Genomic DNA, 15,303 nt, shown 5'->3' with positions numbered 1-15,303 from the left:
GGGTGGGGGGCCCCCCCCCCCCCCCCTTCTCCCCCTCGCGGGGGGGGGGCCCCCCCCGCGGCCGCCCCCCCCCCCCGCTTCCGTCGTCATGGGGACTAGCCCAGCGGGAGCCCGTTCGCGGAGAGGCCGTTGGTCGGCAGTCCGCCGAGGAGGCCGGCGGCGGGGGCGCCGGGACCGTCGGCGGGCAGGACCGCGGGGGCGATCTTGGCGAGGGTCGGCTGGGTGGCCGTGAGGGTGGTGCCCAGCGCGGTCTGGGCGGCGCCCAGGGAGTGCGTCGCGGGCAGCGTGCTCGCGATGTTCTCGACCGGGAGGGTCCGGGTGACGCCGTCGAGAGCGGCGGTCGCCTCGGGCGCGGCCGGCGCCGCGGTGGCGGCACCCGCGCCCGCGGCTGCGAAGGCGGCACCGAGAACGGCGACACCGAGGGTCTTGGCGGCAGACTGCTTCATGAATGCGTCCTTGATACGGGGACATGGTGTACCGGCGTAACCGGCATGAGCGGTCACGCAACGTATCCAGCGCCCGTATCGACCCGCAAACATCGAAAAGCGGCCGGGGTGTCGCGTTCCCGGCCGCTCCCGAAGTGTGCTGTCAGCCCTGCGTGGTGGCAGAACCGCTGGTGGAAGCGGTCTGCTTGAACAGCCATTCGGACTTCAATTCGGCGTATCCAGGCTTGATCACGTCGTTGATCATGGCCAGACGTTCATCGAAAGGAATGAACGCTGATTTCATCGCATTGACTGTGAACCACTGCATGTCGTCGAGCGTGTAGTCGAATGTGCCGACCAGGTGCTCGAATTCACGGCTCATGCTGGTGCCGGACATCAGCCGGTTGTCGGTGTTGACGGTGGCCCGGAAGTGCAGCCGCCGCAGCAGCCCGATGGGGTGCTCCGCGTACGAGGCCGCCGCGCCCGTCTGAAGGTTGGACGTGGGGCACAGCTCCAGCGGTACGCGCTTGTCGCGGACGTACGACGCGAGCCGGCCCAGCGTCACGGAGCCGTCGTCGGCGACCTCGATGTCATCGATGATGCGGACCCCGTGGCCGAGCCGGTCGGCGCCGCACCACTGGAGTGCCTGCCAGATCGACGGCAGGCCGAACGCCTCGCCCGCGTGGATCGTGAAGTGGTTGTTCTCGCGCTTGAGGTACTCGAAGGCGTCGAGGTGCCGGGTGGGCGGGAAGCCGGCCTCGGCGCCCGCGATGTCGAAGCCGACAACGCCCAAGTCACGGTGGGCGTTGGCGAGTTCGGCGATCTCCAGGGAGCGGGCCGCGTGCCGCATGGCGGTGAGCAGGGCGCCCACCCGGATGCGGTGGCCGTTCTCCCGGGCCCGGCGCTCACCCTCACGGAAGCCGTCGTTCACGGCGGTGACGACCTCATCGAGGGTGAGGCCGCCCTCCAGGTGCTGCTCGGGCGCGTACCGCACCTCGGCGTAGACGACACCGTCCGCCGCGAGGTCCTCGGCGCACTCGGCGGCGACCCGGACGAGCGCGTCGCGGGTCTGCATCACGCCGACGGTGTGCGAGAAGGTCTCCAGATACCGTTCCAGGGACCCGGAGTCGGCGGCCTCGCGGAACCAGATCCCGAGCTTGTCGGCATCCGTCTCGGGAAGGTTCCCGTACCCCACCTCGCGCGCGAGGTCGACCACAGTGCCGGGGCGCAGACCGCCGTCGAGATGGTCGTGCAGCAGTACCTTGGGGGCTCGGCGGATCTGCTCCGTGCTGGGAGTCTCCTGCCGCCGGCTCGTCTCGCTCATCATTTCCGCACTCTACCTCCTACGCGCGTAGAACGCGTCTCCGAAGGACGCGCCGATACGTAACAGTGACCGGGGGGACAGGTGGCGTACACCGCCGCTTCTGACACTGTTCTGTCATGGGACAGGGAGCTACGGCGGCGGTTCGGGCTGTTCGGCTGGGCAGAGCTTTGGGAGCGGAACCGGCGGCGGTGAGTGGGGTCGTGCTGCTGCTGCCGGGGGGTGAGGAGACGTCGGGACGCAAGCCGTCGCCGCTCGCCGCGGGGCCCGTACGCGTGCTGGGGCGTCATCTCGCGCGCGAGGGGCGTGCCGAGGGTCTGGCCGCCCATGTCGTGCACTACCGGTGCCGTGGCTGGAACGGTTCCGAGGCGCATCTCGCGCACGACGCGACCTGGGCGGCCGATGAGGCGGTACGCCGTTACGGGGACGTTCCCATCTGTCTCGCCGGGGTCGACATGGGTGGTCGTGCGGCGCTGCGCGCGGGTGGGCACAGTGCCGTCAACTCGGTTCTGGCGGTGGCGCCTTGGCTGCCCGAGGACGACGTGGCCGCGTCGCCCGAACCGGTGAAGCAGTTGGCCGGGCGGCGGGTGATGATCGTGCACGGCACCAATGACGAGCGGACGGATCCGGAGCTGTCGTTCCGGCTCGCCGCGCGCGCGAAGAAGAGCAACCGGGACATCTGCCGGTTCGAGGTCCACTCGGACGGGCACGGGCTGCATCAGTACCGTGCCGAAGTCCTCGCCCTGGCCGCCGACTTCGTCCTCGGCAACCTCTTCGGCCACAGCTTCGCCCGCCCGGTCGCCGACGCCCTCGCCGCGCCGCCGCCACTGGGCCTGCGGATGCCCCTGGCCTCGGGTTTCGGCCAGTCCCTGCGCCACCACTGAGCCCTGGCGGGGGCGTGAGTGGGTCCGGAGCGGGTTGGTGCCGCCGTCGACCAGCCGTCGACCAACAGCCCTGATCGTGCGCGGCCCGGATCGTGCGCGGCCCGGACCGTACCCGGCCCCGTTCCTAGGAGTGCCGCACCCAGGAAGACCCGTCCTGCCGCCCACGCCCGATCGAAGACACCCTGGCAGCACCGGCCGACGCACCTTGCGGGTCGTCGGCGCCGCGGAACTTCGAAGGGCAGAACATGACCCACCCGTCCACCACGGTCACTCCGAAGGTCGTCCTGGTCACCGGGGCCGGCAGCGGTATCGGCGAGGCCACCGCCAGGCGACTCGCCGCCGCGGGCCACCACGTGGTCCTCGGGGCACGGCGCATCGACCGCCTCGCCGCCCTCGCCAAGGACATCGAGGACCGGGCGGGCAGCGCCTTCGCGCACGTCCTGGACGTGACCGACCCGGCGAGCGTGCGGTCCTTCGTCGGGGCCGCCCACGACCGGTACGGGCGCGTCGACGTCCTGGTGAACAACGCCGGCGTCATGCCTTTGTCGCGTCTGGACGCGCTGAGGGTCGACGAGTGGGACCGCATGATCGACGTGAACCTGCGCGGGGTCTTGTACGGCATCGCCGCCGTCCTGCCGATCATGCGGGCCCAGCACGCCGGGCACATCGTCAACCTCTCCTCCGTCTCCGGACTGCGGGTCGACCCGACCGCGGCCGTCTACAGCGCCACCAAACACGCCGTCCGCGCCCTGTCGGAGGGCCTGCGGCAGGAGAGCCGGGACCTGCGGGTCACCGTGATCAGTCCGGGCCTGACCCGAAGCGAGTTGACCGGGTCCATCGGTGACAGTGACGTCAAGGACGCGGTGGAACAGCAGATGGACATCGCGATCCCCGCCGCCGCGATCGGCGAAGCGATCCTCTACGCGATCACTCAGCCCGCCGACGTGGACGTCAACGAACTCGTCGTCCGACCCACGGCCCAAGGATGAGGCCCCGTAACCCCGTACCGCTCAGTCCCCCAGCAAGCGCCCCCGGCGGGACAGCAGGAACTTCTTGAAGGCCGCCACCGGGGGTGTGTCGGGGTGGCCGACGAGCCAGGCGACGCCGATCTCGCGTACCGCGCGCGGGGCGGTCACCGTCAGTTCCACGACGCCGGGCCTCGGCACGGCGGGCGGCGGCAGCAGGGCCAGGCCCAGGCCCGCCGCGACCAGGCCGCGCAGCGTCTCGATCTCCTCGCCCTCAAAGGCGATACGCGGCCGGAACCCCGCCTGCCGGCACAGGTCGTCGGTGATCCGCCGCAGCCCGTACCCCGCTTCGAGGGTCACGAAGACCTCGTCGGCGGCCTCCGCGAGACGCACCCGGCGGCGGCTCGCGAGCCGGTGGTCGTCCGGCACCACCAGGCGCAGCCGCTGCTCGTCCAGGCGGCGCGCGACCAGGTCGGGGGCGTCCGGCACGGGCGCGGTCAGACACAGGTCCAACTCGCCCGCGCGGAGCCGTTCCAGCATGGCCTCGCCGTAGTTCTGGACCAGGCTGAAGCGCACCCGTGGATGGTCGGCGCGGAAGGCGCGGATCAGGCCGGGGACGGTCTCGGAGCCCATGGTGTGCAGAAATCCGAAGGCGACCTTGCCCCCCGCCGGGTCCGCGTCGGCCCGTACCTCCTCGGCGGCGCGCGCGACCTCGGCGAGCGCCCGCTCCACCGAGGTGAGGAAGGTCCGCCCGGCCGGGGTCAGCGCCACCGTGCGGCCCCGGCGCGCGAACAGGTCGACGCCCAGGTCCTGTTCGAGACGCACCATCGCGCGCGAGAGCGTCGACTGCGGCATCCGCATCTCCTGCGCCGCGCGCGTGACGTGCTCGGTACGGGCCACGCCCGCGAAGTACGCCAGGCGAGGAGCGAGCAGCGTGACGATGTCTTCTGTGTCACTGGACGGTGACAGTCGCGCCTCTGACCTTTGCTCATGCACCATGGGAACGATTATGACCGTTCCATGCATTGGACGCATGAAAAGGGCCGCCGTACGTTCGAGGCATGCCTGCTGCCAGTACCAAGGCGTCCACCCGCGTGGACGCCGTCCCTGCCCCGACTCCCCCTCTTCCCGCCGACGACCGGTTGGCGCCCGGCGACTCCCGCTACCGCCGGATGAGCCTCGCGCTCTTCCTCGCCGGTGTCGCGACCTTCGCGCTGCTCTACTCGACGCAGGCCCTCCTCCCGCTGATCTCCGCCGACTTCGGCGTGAGCGCGAGCGAGGCGAGTTGGACGGTGTCCGCGGCGACCGGCGCGCTGGCGCTGTGCGTCCTGCCGATGAGCGCCCTGTCGGAGCGGTACGGGCGGCGCACCCTGATGACCGCGTCGCTGACCGTCGCGGTCCTGGTCGGCCTGCTGGTGCCGTTCGCGCCGTCGATCGGCGCGCTGGTGGCGCTGCGGGCCGTGCAGGGCGCCGCGCTGGCCGGGCTGCCCGCGGCGGCGATGGCGTATCTCGCGGAAGAGGTGCGGCCCAAGGCGCTGGTCGCGGCGATCGGCCTGTTCGTGGCGGGCAACAGCATCGGCGGGATGAGCGGCCGGGTCGTCACCGGCTGGGTCGCGCAGGAGTGGGGCTGGCGGGTCGCGCTCGCCGTCGTGGGACTGATCGCGGTGGCGTGCGCGATCGCCTTCCGCGCGTTGGTCCCTGCGCCCCGGCACTTCACCCCGGGCACCCTCAGCCCGGCGGCCCTGGCCCGCACGGTACGCGGCCACCTCGGCAACCCGCTGCTGCGCCGCCTGTACGCGATCGGGGCGCTGTTCATGACGGTGTTCGGCGCCGTCTACACCGTGATCGGCTACCGGCTCACCGCCGCCCCGTTCTCGCTGCCGCAGGGCGTCATCGGTTCGATCTTCCTCGCCTATCTCGTCGGTACGGTCTCCTCGGCCGCCGCGGGCAGGCTGGTGGCCCGGCTCGGCCGGCGCGGCGCGCTGTACCTGGCGGGCGGCACCACCACGGCCGGTCTGCTGGTCTCCCTGTCCTCCTCGCTGCCGCTGGTGCTGCTCGGTCTGCTGCTGATCACGGCGGGCTTCTTCGCCGGGCACGCGGTCGCCTCCTCGTCCGTGAGCCACACGGCCACCCGGGGCCGCGCCCAGGCGTCGGCGCTCTACCAGTCCGCGTACTACGTGGGCTCCAGCGCAGGCAGCACGCTCGGCGCGGTGGCGTTCCACTCGGGCGGCTGGGCGGGGACGGTGGCGCTCGGTCTGCTGGCGGTGGCGGGCGTGGTGACGATCACGGTGTTCGGTACGAGGGCGGCCAGGCGCACGGTATCCGCCGGGGCAGTACGGGGCGCTTCAGCGTAACCCCTCCCTGACCTGGGGTTTTGTTCAGTCCGGGGGCCGTTGTCAGTGGGCTGCTGTAGCTTCCGAAGTGCTGCGCCGCAAAGGGGCGACGGACACGCCACAGGGGTGGGTTGGCTATGAGTGACAGCACGACCGCGACGACGGACCTCGACATCCGGCTGGAGAAGCACCGGGTGGAATTGACCGGGTACTGCTACCGCATGCTCGGTTCCTCCTTCGAGGCCGAGGACGCGGTGCAGGACACGCTGGTGCGGGCCTGGCGCAGCTATGACCGGTTCGAGGGACGCTCGTCCCTGCGGTCATGGCTGTACCGCATCGCGACGAACGTCTGCCTGGACATGCTGAACGCGGGCAACCGCAGAGCCCGCCCCATGGACCTCACGGCGTCCACACCGCTGGCACAGGCGGCCCTGAACCCGAGACCGGACAGCACCTGGCTGGAACCGATGCCGGACGCCCGCGTACTGCCCACGGTCAGCGATCCGGCGGAGGCCGCGGTGGCGAAGGAATCGGTACGGCTCGCGTTCGTCGCCGCGCTCCAGCAGCTGCCGCCCAAGCAGCGGGCGGTGCTGATCCTGCGCGAGGTCCTGGCGTGGAAGGCGAGCGAGGCGGCGGAACTCCTCGGGACGACGGTCGCGTCCGTGAACAGCGCCCTTCAGCGGGCCCGCGCGACTCTCGCCGAGACGGGCGGGGCGTCGGCCGACACGGCGACGTCGGACCCGCTGGACGAGGAGCAGAAGAAGCTCCTCGACCGCTATGTGGCGGCCTTCGAGGGCTATGACATCGCGGCGCTGACGGCACTGCTGCACGAGGACGCGGTGATGACCATGCCGCCGTTCGACCTGTGGCTGCGCGGCCCGGCGGACATCACCGGCTTCATCACGACCCTGGGCGCCTCGTGCGAGGGGTCACGTCTGGTGCCGGTGGAGGCGAACGGCTCGCCGGCCTTCGCCCAGTTCAAGCCGGACCCCGAGACCGGTGGCCATGTGCCCTGGGCGATCCAGGTCATCGAGCTGTCAGAGGGGCGGATCACCGGGTTCCACTGCTTCCTCGACACCGCCAAGTGGTTCCCCCTGTTCGGGCAACCGCTCCACCTGGAGCCCTAGTCCGACGAGCTGGAGCAGCTCCCGCAGCCGTGGGTCCGGATCGCGGATCATGATCCGGCCCCCGGCGCGGCGGGCGGCCAGTTCCAGCCGGGCGAGGAGGTCGACGGCGGCGAGTCCGGGGGTGGTGAGACCGCTGGCGTCACAGACGACGACTCCGCCTCCGCCTCCGCCTCCGCCTCCACCTCCGCCTCCGGTGGACTCCAGCAGGGCTCGTACGTCGTCGCAGAGCCGGGCGACCTCCTCACGGCAGGCGGCACCGGGGAGGACCAAGGCGGCAGGTGTCATGGCGTCCACGTGCGGTAGACCGCGCGGCAGGACGTAATTCATCGGGCCGCCGAATCGGCCTGCGCCAAATCCGCGTGCGCTGCGTCACCTTGAGCAGGGGTCACGCTGACCCCGGGTCACCGGATTGACCGGGGAGAGGTCTTCCCCCGAGGGTTCGGTGTATGCCCCACGAACACAGTCGCGCGATCCACGCCCCCGCCCCGCTCGGCATACCCGTGCCCGGGGCTCGGTGATGGGCGGGGTCCTCACCGGGTTCGCGGTGATCGCGGTGGTCATCGCCGTCGGGTATGTCATCGGGCGCCGCGGATATCTGGGCGACGGTGGGCGCGAGGTCCTGACGACACTCGCCTTCCAAGTGGCCTCGCCCTGCCTGCTGTTCACCACTCTCGCGCGAGCCGACCTGTCCGTCATCCTGTCCGGCCGACTGCTGGTGACGGCGATCAGTACGGCGGTGGCGGCGGGGGTGTTCGTAGCGGTCGGCGTCGGGTGCCGCTGGGGAGTTGGCCGTACGACGATCGGGGCGCTGTGCTCCAGTTACGTCAACGCGGCGAATCTGGGAATCCCCATCGCCGTGTACGTCCTGGGTGACGCGTCGCTCGTCGCGCCGGTGTTGCTCTTCCAGCTGATCGTGGTGACGCCGACCGCGCTGACCGTGCTCGATCTGTCCGGGGAAGGCGGGCGGGGACCGTTGTGGCGACGGTTGACGGCGCCGCTGCGGAATCCGATCGCGGTGAGTTCGCTGTGCGGGGTGGGCGTTGCGGCGGTCGGCTGGACGGTACCGGGACCGGTGCTCGATCCGCTGATACTCATCGGGAACATGTCGGTACCAGCAGTGCTGTTGGCGTTCGGAATGTCGCTGCGCGGCAGTGCGGTGCCCCTGCGGGGGGCTGAGCGTGGGGGTGTGCTGTTGGCCGTCGCGCTGAAGGCGGTCGGTCAGCCGTGTGTGGCCTGGGTACTGGGGGTGTGGGTGTTCGGGCTACGGGGTGCAGCGCTGCTGGACGTGGTGGTGACATCGGCACTGCCGGCCGCGCAAAACCTCTTCACCTACGCGTCCCGCTACGGCGTGGCCGAACGCTTCGCCCGCGAGGCCGTTCTGGTGTCCACGGTGCTGTCGGTTCCGGTACTGGTCTTGGTCGCCGCACTCTTGGGCTGACCGTCCGCTACCTGGGCCGAACCGGCAGAAGTCGGGAGAGAATCCACGTTCGGCGGGAGAGTCGGAGCAGTATGCTGATATGCCGTTCTGTGTGTTGGTGGTCGTCCGGGGGAGGACCCTGCCCATGAACCAAGTGGCTTTATCAGGGGTGGCGTTGGGGGGTGCGGCAGGTGTGTACGCCGTGCTTGCCGTGCTGTGGCGGGTCCGTGATCGGGCCGACCGTGCTGCGGCTGCCCACCTGGACGCGGTGGAGACAGATCCGTACCACGCGGTGGCGACAGCGGGCTCCCCGAGCGATGCCGACCGGGCCGCCGCGGCCGAACTGTTGCTGGCGGGCCTGATACAGGTCGACCCGGAAGGGGAGTTGTCGATCGCCGAAGGAGAAGGCCGGAACCGGATCGGCGAGACACCGCACCCCGTCCCGGCCGCCCTGCTGGCCACCCTGCGGCGCGGCGCGGAACCGATCGCGTTGCATCGCCTCCACTGGGACACCGCGCACACGAGGTCACGCGACGCGTTCCTGCGCGCGGAGGACGCGAAGGTCCCGCGCTGGTCCGCCCGTACCAAGAACACGCTCGGCGACTTGGCCGTCCTCGCCGCCCTGCTGCTCGCTCTCTGGTTCGCCGTCCAACTGGTGTTCCTCAGCGACTTCACCCCGTCCGGCGCCGGGGATGTCATCGCCGCCGCCCTTCTGTGCCTCCTGTTGTGGGTCATGCTCGCCGTGCCGCTCGGCTGGGCGGCACTTCGGTGGTGGCCCGACCGCCACGACTACTTCCGGGACCACTGCCGGCGACTGGCCCCGCACCCGGCCGAACCCGCACTCGACCCCACGCAAGCCGAACGACTGAAGCGGAGCGTCAAGGACCCACGGTGGGAGAGGGAGGCCGCTGAGACGTGGGTGGACAGCGGAGGTGCGTTCTGATGCGTGTGTGGAGGGGTGAGCGTGTCGCCGATGACGTCCAGGTCCCGGCCGGGGCGGGTCAGAAGGTGATGAGGCGGCTGGCTCGATACTGCGCAATTGGTGCACGAGTTGGGCACCGGTGAGGAGTGGCAGCTCCTGATGAAGACCTCGGCAGCCAGGTACGGGCTCTGAAAGCACCCTCCTGTGAACACCCGTGGACCAACTCCGAGGCACCGTCCGGCTGATCGTCAGGAGGCCCGTGCTGCGCCGTTCGGCCAGATCCGGTCGACCGGAACTCCTGCCGCCCGCGCTTCCAGCACCGTGTCCGCCGTGCCGCCGCCCTTGCCGGAGGGCGGCTCGCCGTTCCATACCGCGATCAGCCGGTCAGCACGTTCGAGGAGTACGGAGTTGGCGGCCTCGTACACCTGCCGGTCGGCGGTCTCGTGCGGGAGGACGAGGACCTCGTCGGCCGCCGCGACGAGACGGTCGAAGGTCTCGGCATGGTCGGGCCGGACCTTCCGCTCCCGGTAGTCCCGCGAGGGAATCACCACGACCAGTCGACCACCGGCTGCCAGGACGGCCTCGGCGAAGAGGGAGTCCGACCCTTTGGCGATACAGGAGACCCCGACCAGGCCGTCGGCGTGCGGTGCCAGCATCTCCGCCAGGGCGGCCCGCACAAGCGACACACTGGCCTCGGTCAGATCCATGTGCCCCGTGACAGCGATCGTCGTCATGTTCCGCCTGTCGTCTGCTCGATGGCGTCGAATGCCAGGTCCCATGGGTACGGTCGCGGTTCGCCCGGCTGATTCGGTACGAAGCCTTCGTCCCCATAGAGCACCTTCACCCGCATAGAACGCAACCGTGCCACGCTCTCCCGAACAGATACACAGTCCTCGCTAGGCGACCTATCCGACCACGCAATCAACCACCCCTAACCCAGGAGGTGCCCGCCGCTGGTCAGGCGTCCAGGACGCGCGCGCCGTGTGCCTCGGCGATGCCGTCGATGCGGGCGGCGAGGTCGAAGTCGGCTGCGGTGAGCCGGTGCCCGGCGTCATGGGTCGTGATCCCGAAGCGGACTCGGTCCCAGCGCAGGTCGATGTCGGCGTGGTGGCCGATCAACCTCTCTACGTCGGCGACGTGCACTATCAGCGCCACGCCTCAGTGGTAGCGGATCCCGAACGTACGGGTGATCTCGTGCCCGTCACCCCGCCAGCCCGGAGCCTTCCGCAGGGCGGCGCCAATCTCGTCTTCGGCCAGCGGCACCGGATTCTCCGCCACGTTCAGCTCCCCTCGGATCCGGCTCGGGCAGGTCAGGAGGTGATGAGGCGGCTGGTGAAGCCGTTACGGACGAGGGATTCGTACGCTCCCCGTACGTCCTCCGGGACCTCTTGCTCGATGGCGAATCCGAGCTTCGGGTACTCGATGACTCGCTGGAGGTCGCCGACGAGCATGTCCAGTACGAGTTTGTCGTCGCCGATGGACTTCACGTAGTCGTCCAGTTCCATTGGCTCCGATGCGCAGAGGATCTCGACCTCGGGCCACAGCTTGCGGGCGGTCGCGAACGATCGCCGTTCCATGTAGGGCTTGGAGACCAGCAGGACGGTGGTCGGGTGGATGTCGGCGGCGGCGAGGATCTGGCGGGACAGGGTGATGTTCTGCCCGGTGTTGCCGGCATTGGGTTCCAGCAGGATCGCGTCGGCGGGGACTCCGAGGGCGATGGCGTGCTCGCGGAAGTGGACGGCCTCGCCGCGCGGGAAGACCTTGGCGGTGGTGGGGCTGTTGCCGCCGGTGAACACGAGGGTCGGAAACAGTCCGGCGCGATACAGCTCGGCGGAGTGGGCGGCGACACCGAGGTCGTGACTGCCGAGGCCGATCGCCACGTCGACGGGCCGGATCTGGTGGTGCATCTGGTGGTAGTCCCAGATCAGCTTGGCCCGGCGCCACTGGCCTTCGGTGATGGCCTGCTGGTTGTCGCTCACGCGTGTTCTCCCTGGTCACCGTCGCCGGGGGCCGTCGGCGCTCGGTCACGGGCTCCAGAATCCCAGCGAGGCCCCGGCCGACCGGGGCATCCTGTCACGGCAGCAGCCCCCTCCACGCCTCCCGACAGCCATCTCACCCTCATCCTCGCGATCCGCTTCACCCGCGCCGTATCCAGCTCACGCGGTGGCCAAGGTGCGGATCGCCTCCGTGGTCTCCGCTGCGGTCTGGTTGCCCCGGTATCTCGGTGCGGACAGCATTTCGGCGAGCCGGTCCATGCGCTTCACGATCCACGAGATCTGATCCTCGGCGGGCAGCGACAGCACCGGTCGGACAGCCTCCGCCGCGCCTTCGACATCTCCGAGCTGTGCGTGGGCCGTCGCGATGTAGACGTGGGCCAAGCGCTCATCATCGAGCGAACGCTCCCGCGCCGGTGCCGATCGCCATATGTCGATGGCTGCCGAGGCTTCCCGGAGAGCGCGCTTCGCGTCCTGGCCTCCGTCGAGCCAGATGAGCGACGAACCGGCGTAGTAGGACTGCTTGGCCCTGCTGAAGCCGAAGAGGCCCGGAGCGTCGTTCGTATCGCGGATGCGATCTCGTGCGTCCTCGGCGGCGTTCAGGGACCGGTTCGCTCCCGAGGAGTCACCAAGGTTGGCCAGGCACTGGGCCTCACCGCACCTGAGACGCGCCTCCCCGGTCCCGTGCCCGGAGCCCACCCACCGCAATCCTCCCTGCGCGAGCGCGAGTGCGTTCCCGAAGTCGCCCTGGAACCTGGCGATGAGCGACTGTGTTCCCGCCACCCATGCCGCGAGATTCGCGTCCCCGGCACGATCCGCACAGCGTGCCGCAGCCTCGGCGTGGTACATCGCTTCCTGCGGGGACCCCAGGTCGAGCAGGGCATAGGCGAGGACACCCGAGAGACGGCCGGCCCCTACATAGAGGTCGGCCAGGTCTGTGGGCCGGTGGTGCCCCGTACGGATGCGGTGCAGCACCTCGTCGCGCAGGGCGTGCGCGCGGCCCATCATGGGCGCGGGCGGTGTGGACAGGTAGTCGACCGCGATCTCTCCGGCTCCGTCATGGAGATCGTCTATGCCCAGATCGCCCAGGGCGCACATGTCCTGCGATACGGCGAGCGCCGCCGCACGAGTGTGCCGTGAGGCGGCCTCCTCATGACGTTGCCGCTCATCGTGTTCCCACGCCGCGAGCAACTGGCCGTCGGCGGCAAGGGCTTGGTCGAGGGCTTCGGCCACCGGTCTCGTGGCCCGGCGGCGCCCGGTCTCCACGTGGTGCAGATGGGATCGGTCGTAGTGCGTGCGCGCGGCCAACTCGCCCAGGGACAGACCTGCTTGGCTTCGGCGGGCACGCAGCTCGACGGGGAAGCTGCTGGACATGGGGCGTTGGCTCCCCTTCTTTCGAACCATCACCTACGCAACGGGTCGAAATTGCCTTGTTTGTCTGTTGTCACTTGTCGCCGGCACTCCTTGACAACAGTAGACGACTCTCCGTGACGTCGGGGTGGTGCTCACATGGAGGCTGTCGCGACCGCGCCACCGGCCCGAAGCCGACTGTGAAGGAGCCGACGATGAAGCAAGATACAAGCGTGCCCTCGGCGGAGGAACCAGCGGAACCGGACGCTCCGCTGCTGAGCGATTGCCTCACCGAGTGGGCCAGTGGCCGCGACCCTGGTGAGCGGGTGGCCGTGGCCGCGCTCATCGAGGAGGACGAACTACTGGCGCGCGACTGCGTCCGACGCCTACTGGTCGCCGAACACGACGGTGCCGTCTCGTGCGACTGGTTGGGATTCGAGAACCGGTACACCCGGGCCCCGGGTCTGACCCCGGAAGACAAGGCGTTCCTCGCGCTGATTCTCGCGATCCGCTTCCCCCGCGCCGTCCCGCTGTGGCCCGTCGAGTTGCTGGACGACCGGCGCCTCGCCATCGTCCTCCGGGCGATCGCCGCGCTGGCCGGGTCCGACACCGTCGCCGTCGGAACACGGTCATGACCGGGCGCCCGCACACCACCCTCCCCGCTCTGGGGTCCCTGGTCCTTGATGCCGACAGGGACATGGTCGGGATCCTCTGCGGTACGTCCGGGGACCGGTGGTCCTTACGCCCCGTAACTGGCGGTACCGCGTGGACTGTTGACCCCGCCGACGCCCGGCAGGCGAGTCCCGAACAGCGATTACGCGCTGAGACCGCCCGGCTGAACGCGCGAAGCCGGGGTGAGTACCTGTGACCGCTACGGCCCCCCGGGTCTTCCGTTTCGTCCGATGGACGTTGCGGCCCGACCACGACGACGACGCCCCACCCCACACCTACGCCTTCCGGTGCCTCACCCTCAGCGCCGACGACACCGCATGCGACGCGAAGTCGCCCCCGAGCGCCGACCCGACCGAGCCTCAGACGTGGGCGTTCAACCACCTCCGCGCTCACCCCGACCACACCAGCTATGCCGAAGTCATCGAGCGCCCCTGGGTGATGTGGCACGAGGGACCCGTATGAACTGCCCGTCCGACCAGCCGAGTTACCGGTGCGAGGTACATGCCGAAGGACGCGTCTACGGCACCGGACACACCGCCCACCACATCCTCGCCACCCACGACACCCCCCAGGACCAACCATGCACCCATGCCAAGCCACAACCCCCGTACCCCCCGTCCCCCTCCTCTTCGCCATCCTCGACGGACAAGGTCGCGTACTCGGCAACGACCTCGAATACGCCCCCACCCGCACCCATTGCGAACTCGCGCTCGGGCACCCCGGTGAACACGCCGACCACGTATGGGACTGGGATCACGAACCCGACCGCGCCCTCTGGGCCCGCTGGGACACCGGCGGAGCCATGCGGTTCGAGTCAGTGCGCTGGTGTGAAACCAGCGGCGGACCGGACGCCGACGCGTGCACCCTCTACCGGGAACACGCCCAAGGGCACTCCTGGAGCCTGCGCGACCCCGCGACCGAAGCCGCGTGACGAGGGTGTCGTCCCGCTCGTTCAACAGTCACGGAGCAGGACGCGGGTCAGGCCGGCTAGGTCCTGTCGTCAGACTCCCGCCAGCCGCCCCCGCGCGGCGGCCTGGATCTGGGAGGGTCCGAGCCCCCACTGGAGGACGCGGCCGACGGCCGTCGCCAGGGGTCGGTCCCAGGCGGTGCGGACGGGGGCCGGGCGGTGGATGCCGAGTTCGGTGCGGGCCCAGTCGGGTAGGAGTCCGACCGAGGCGTTCGTGAGCATGCCGACGACCAGCCGCTCCCGTTGTGTGCGTCCGAAGCGGCGGAGGAACAGTACCGAGTCCAACGCGGCCGGAGTGGCGTGGAGTTGGGGGCGGAGGCGGGCCAGGTAGTGCTCGGCTTCGAGGGACGTGCACGGTACGTTCCGTGCGCCCAACGCCTCGGCCACGGGGGCGACTTGGCGGTAGTAGGCGTCGCACTCGGCGGGGGTCAGCCGGAGCGGCCGGGGTGCGTAGGTCTGGTGGCCGGCGAGGAAGCTGTGCACCTCGGCGGTGTGCACCCAGGTGAGCAGGTCGGGGTCGTCCGCGCGGTACGGCCGGCCGTCGGGTGCGGTGCCGTGCACCCTGGTGTGGATCCGCCGGACGAGGTCGATCACCTCGCGGGCGGCGGCCGATGAGCCGAAGGTGGTCGTGGTGATGAACCGTACGGTTCCGTTCAGCCGCCCGACCGGATCGGCGCGGAAGTCGGAGTGCTGGTCGACCCCCGCCATGGCCAGCGGATGCAGCGACTGGAGCATGAGCGCGGCGAACCCGCCGGTGAGCATCCCGGTGGCGTGCCCGTGCACCCGCCACACCGGGTCCCCCGGCGCGATCCCGAACAGCCCGGGATCACCGGGCGGCCCCGCGTACCGCTCCAGTTTGAGATCCCCGCCGTGCATGGTCGCCGTGAGTTCCGCCGCGATCCGTTCCCGCAGTCCCACCAGCACCT

General features: G+C 70.3%; 17 protein-coding genes and 1 pseudogene. 9 read left to right on the top strand and 9 right to left on the bottom strand.

Features of this window, described 5'->3' with window-relative positions:
• Positions 1-95: 95 nt before the first annotated feature.
• Both ACFVT5_RS02315 and ACFVT5_RS02310 read right to left on the bottom strand, forming a co-directional pair.
• A complete protein-coding gene (locus ACFVT5_RS02315) occupies positions 96-446 on the bottom strand; it encodes an ATP-binding protein (protein ID WP_389880500.1) in 351 nt (116 codons plus the stop codon).
• Between the two features lie 142 nt (positions 447-588).
• The gene (locus ACFVT5_RS02310) at positions 589-1,752 is read right to left on the bottom strand and encodes an adenosine deaminase (RefSeq protein WP_389880498.1); all 1,164 of its coding nucleotides are present in this window, start codon (positions 1,750-1,752) and stop codon (positions 589-591) included.
• A gap of 113 nt (positions 1,753-1,865) precedes the next feature.
• Here ACFVT5_RS02310 and ACFVT5_RS02305 point away from each other — a divergent pair, with 113 nt between their 5' ends.
• Positions 1,866-2,630 (top strand): prolyl oligopeptidase family serine peptidase, encoded by a 765-nt coding sequence (locus ACFVT5_RS02305; protein ID WP_389880497.1) that lies wholly within the window; start codon positions 1,866-1,868, stop codon positions 2,628-2,630.
• Positions 2,631-2,875: 245 nt separating this feature from the next.
• Positions 2,876-3,619, top strand: a complete 744-nt coding sequence (locus tag ACFVT5_RS02300; protein WP_389880495.1) for an SDR family oxidoreductase — start codon at positions 2,876-2,878, stop codon at positions 3,617-3,619.
• A 21-nt stretch (positions 3,620-3,640) separates the two neighbouring features.
• Here ACFVT5_RS02300 and ACFVT5_RS02295 read toward each other — a convergent pair whose 3' ends face one another.
• On the bottom strand, positions 3,641-4,594 hold the full coding sequence (locus ACFVT5_RS02295; protein WP_389880493.1) for a LysR family transcriptional regulator: 954 nt from the start codon (positions 4,592-4,594) through the stop codon (positions 3,641-3,643).
• Positions 4,595-4,656: 62 nt separating this feature from the next.
• Between ACFVT5_RS02295 and ACFVT5_RS02290 the strand changes: the two genes are divergently transcribed.
• Together ACFVT5_RS02290 and ACFVT5_RS02285 are read left to right on the top strand one after the other, a co-directional pair.
• A complete protein-coding gene (locus ACFVT5_RS02290) occupies positions 4,657-5,949 on the top strand; it encodes an MFS transporter (RefSeq protein ID WP_389880491.1) in 1,293 nt (430 codons plus the stop codon).
• A gap of 116 nt (positions 5,950-6,065) precedes the next feature.
• Positions 6,066-7,055 carry a sigma-70 family RNA polymerase sigma factor gene (locus ACFVT5_RS02285; RefSeq protein ID WP_389880489.1) on the top strand — a complete coding sequence of 330 codons (990 nt, stop codon included), beginning with the start codon at positions 6,066-6,068 and terminating at the stop codon, positions 7,053-7,055.
• Here ACFVT5_RS02285 and ACFVT5_RS02280 read toward each other — a convergent pair.
• Positions 6,966-7,340 (bottom strand): STAS domain-containing protein, encoded by a 375-nt coding sequence (locus ACFVT5_RS02280; protein WP_389880487.1) that lies wholly within the window; start codon positions 7,338-7,340, stop codon positions 6,966-6,968. The genes ACFVT5_RS02285 and ACFVT5_RS02280 overlap by 90 nt on opposite strands.
• Positions 7,341-7,572: 232 nt before the next feature.
• On the opposite strand from ACFVT5_RS02280, the gene ACFVT5_RS02275 reads away from it, so the two are divergent.
• Together ACFVT5_RS02275 and ACFVT5_RS02270 are read left to right on the top strand one after the other, a co-directional pair.
• Positions 7,573-8,493, top strand: coding sequence for an AEC family transporter (locus ACFVT5_RS02275; protein WP_389880485.1), 921 nt, complete (start codon positions 7,573-7,575; stop codon positions 8,491-8,493).
• 124 nt (positions 8,494-8,617) lie between these two features.
• Positions 8,618-9,415 carry a hypothetical protein gene (locus tag ACFVT5_RS02270; protein WP_389880483.1) on the top strand — a complete coding sequence of 266 codons (798 nt, stop codon included), beginning with the start codon at positions 8,618-8,620 and terminating at the stop codon, positions 9,413-9,415.
• Positions 9,416-9,642: 227 nt separating this feature from the next.
• On the opposite strand, the gene ACFVT5_RS02265 is transcribed toward ACFVT5_RS02270, so the two are convergent.
• The 4 genes and pseudogenes from ACFVT5_RS02265 to ACFVT5_RS02250 all read right to left on the bottom strand — a co-directional run bounded on the left by ACFVT5_RS02265 (position 9,643) and on the right by ACFVT5_RS02250 (position 12,762).
• A complete protein-coding gene (locus ACFVT5_RS02265; RefSeq protein WP_389880481.1) occupies positions 9,643-10,128 on the bottom strand; it encodes a hypothetical protein in 486 nt (161 codons plus the stop codon).
• Between the two features lie 223 nt (positions 10,129-10,351).
• Positions 10,352-10,672 (bottom strand): annotated as a pseudogene (locus ACFVT5_RS02260) (4a-hydroxytetrahydrobiopterin dehydratase).
• A gap of 32 nt (positions 10,673-10,704) precedes the next feature.
• A complete protein-coding gene (locus ACFVT5_RS02255; RefSeq protein ID WP_389880479.1) occupies positions 10,705-11,373 on the bottom strand; it encodes a YdcF family protein in 669 nt (222 codons plus the stop codon).
• A 177-nt stretch (positions 11,374-11,550) separates the two neighbouring features.
• Positions 11,551-12,762 carry a helix-turn-helix domain-containing protein gene (locus ACFVT5_RS02250; RefSeq protein WP_389880478.1) on the bottom strand — a complete coding sequence of 404 codons (1,212 nt, stop codon included), beginning with the start codon at positions 12,760-12,762 and terminating at the stop codon, positions 11,551-11,553.
• Positions 12,763-12,953: 191 nt separating this feature from the next.
• Between ACFVT5_RS02250 and ACFVT5_RS02245 the strand changes: the two genes are divergently transcribed.
• The 3 genes from ACFVT5_RS02245 to ACFVT5_RS02235 all read left to right on the top strand — a co-directional run bounded on the left by ACFVT5_RS02245 (position 12,954) and on the right by ACFVT5_RS02235 (position 14,341).
• Complete coding sequence (locus ACFVT5_RS02245) at positions 12,954-13,373, top strand: hypothetical protein (protein WP_389880476.1); 420 nt, start codon at positions 12,954-12,956, stop codon at positions 13,371-13,373.
• 229 nt (positions 13,374-13,602) lie between these two features.
• Positions 13,603-13,872 carry a hypothetical protein gene (locus ACFVT5_RS02240; RefSeq protein ID WP_389880474.1) on the top strand — a complete coding sequence of 90 codons (270 nt, stop codon included), beginning with the start codon at positions 13,603-13,605 and terminating at the stop codon, positions 13,870-13,872.
• A 118-nt stretch (positions 13,873-13,990) separates the two neighbouring features.
• Positions 13,991-14,341 carry a hypothetical protein gene (locus tag ACFVT5_RS02235; RefSeq protein ID WP_389880472.1) on the top strand — a complete coding sequence of 117 codons (351 nt, stop codon included), beginning with the start codon at positions 13,991-13,993 and terminating at the stop codon, positions 14,339-14,341.
• Positions 14,342-14,410: 69 nt separating this feature from the next.
• Here ACFVT5_RS02235 and ACFVT5_RS02230 read toward each other — a convergent pair whose 3' ends face one another.
• Positions 14,411-15,301 (bottom strand): oxygenase MpaB family protein, encoded by an 891-nt coding sequence (locus ACFVT5_RS02230; RefSeq protein ID WP_389880470.1) that lies wholly within the window; start codon positions 15,299-15,301, stop codon positions 14,411-14,413.
• Positions 15,302-15,303 lie beyond the last annotated feature (2 nt).

The organism is Streptomyces sp. NPDC058001 (assembly GCF_042886315.1).
GTDB lineage: Bacteria > Actinomycetota > Actinomycetes > Streptomycetales > Streptomycetaceae > Streptomyces.
This window is presented reverse-complemented; position numbering and strand designations above follow the sequence as displayed.

Bases quoted from the DNA above. Each gene is read 5' to 3' on its own strand.
- ACFVT5_RS02270 (WP_389880483.1), top strand. From the start codon at position 8,618: ATGAACCAAGTGGCTTTATCAGGGGTGGCGTTGGGGGGTGCGGCAGGT.
- ACFVT5_RS02300 (WP_389880495.1), top strand. From the start codon at position 2,876: ATGACCCACCCGTCCACCACGGTCACTCCGAAGGTCGTCCTGGTCACC.
- ACFVT5_RS02275 (WP_389880485.1), top strand. From the start codon at position 7,573: ATGGGCGGGGTCCTCACCGGGTTCGCGGTGATCGCGGTGGTCATCGCC.
- ACFVT5_RS02315 (WP_389880500.1), bottom strand. From the start codon at position 446: ATGAAGCAGTCTGCCGCCAAGACCCTCGGTGTCGCCGTTCTCGGTGCC.
- ACFVT5_RS02250 (WP_389880478.1), bottom strand. From the start codon at position 12,762: ATGTCCAGCAGCTTCCCCGTCGAGCTGCGTGCCCGCCGAAGCCAAGCA.
- ACFVT5_RS02265 (WP_389880481.1), bottom strand. From the start codon at position 10,128: ATGACGACGATCGCTGTCACGGGGCACATGGATCTGACCGAGGCCAGT.
- ACFVT5_RS02310 (WP_389880498.1), bottom strand. From the start codon at position 1,752: ATGATGAGCGAGACGAGCCGGCGGCAGGAGACTCCCAGCACGGAGCAG.
- ACFVT5_RS02280 (WP_389880487.1), bottom strand. From the start codon at position 7,340: ATGACACCTGCCGCCTTGGTCCTCCCCGGTGCCGCCTGCCGTGAGGAG.
- ACFVT5_RS02235 (WP_389880472.1), top strand. From the start codon at position 13,991: ATGCACCCATGCCAAGCCACAACCCCCGTACCCCCCGTCCCCCTCCTC.
- ACFVT5_RS02305 (WP_389880497.1), top strand. From the start codon at position 1,866: ATGGGACAGGGAGCTACGGCGGCGGTTCGGGCTGTTCGGCTGGGCAGA.
- ACFVT5_RS02295 (WP_389880493.1), bottom strand. From the start codon at position 4,594: ATGGTGCATGAGCAAAGGTCAGAGGCGCGACTGTCACCGTCCAGTGAC.
- ACFVT5_RS02285 (WP_389880489.1), top strand. From the start codon at position 6,066: ATGAGTGACAGCACGACCGCGACGACGGACCTCGACATCCGGCTGGAG.
- ACFVT5_RS02245 (WP_389880476.1), top strand. From the start codon at position 12,954: ATGAAGCAAGATACAAGCGTGCCCTCGGCGGAGGAACCAGCGGAACCG.
- ACFVT5_RS02290 (WP_389880491.1), top strand. From the start codon at position 4,657: ATGCCTGCTGCCAGTACCAAGGCGTCCACCCGCGTGGACGCCGTCCCT.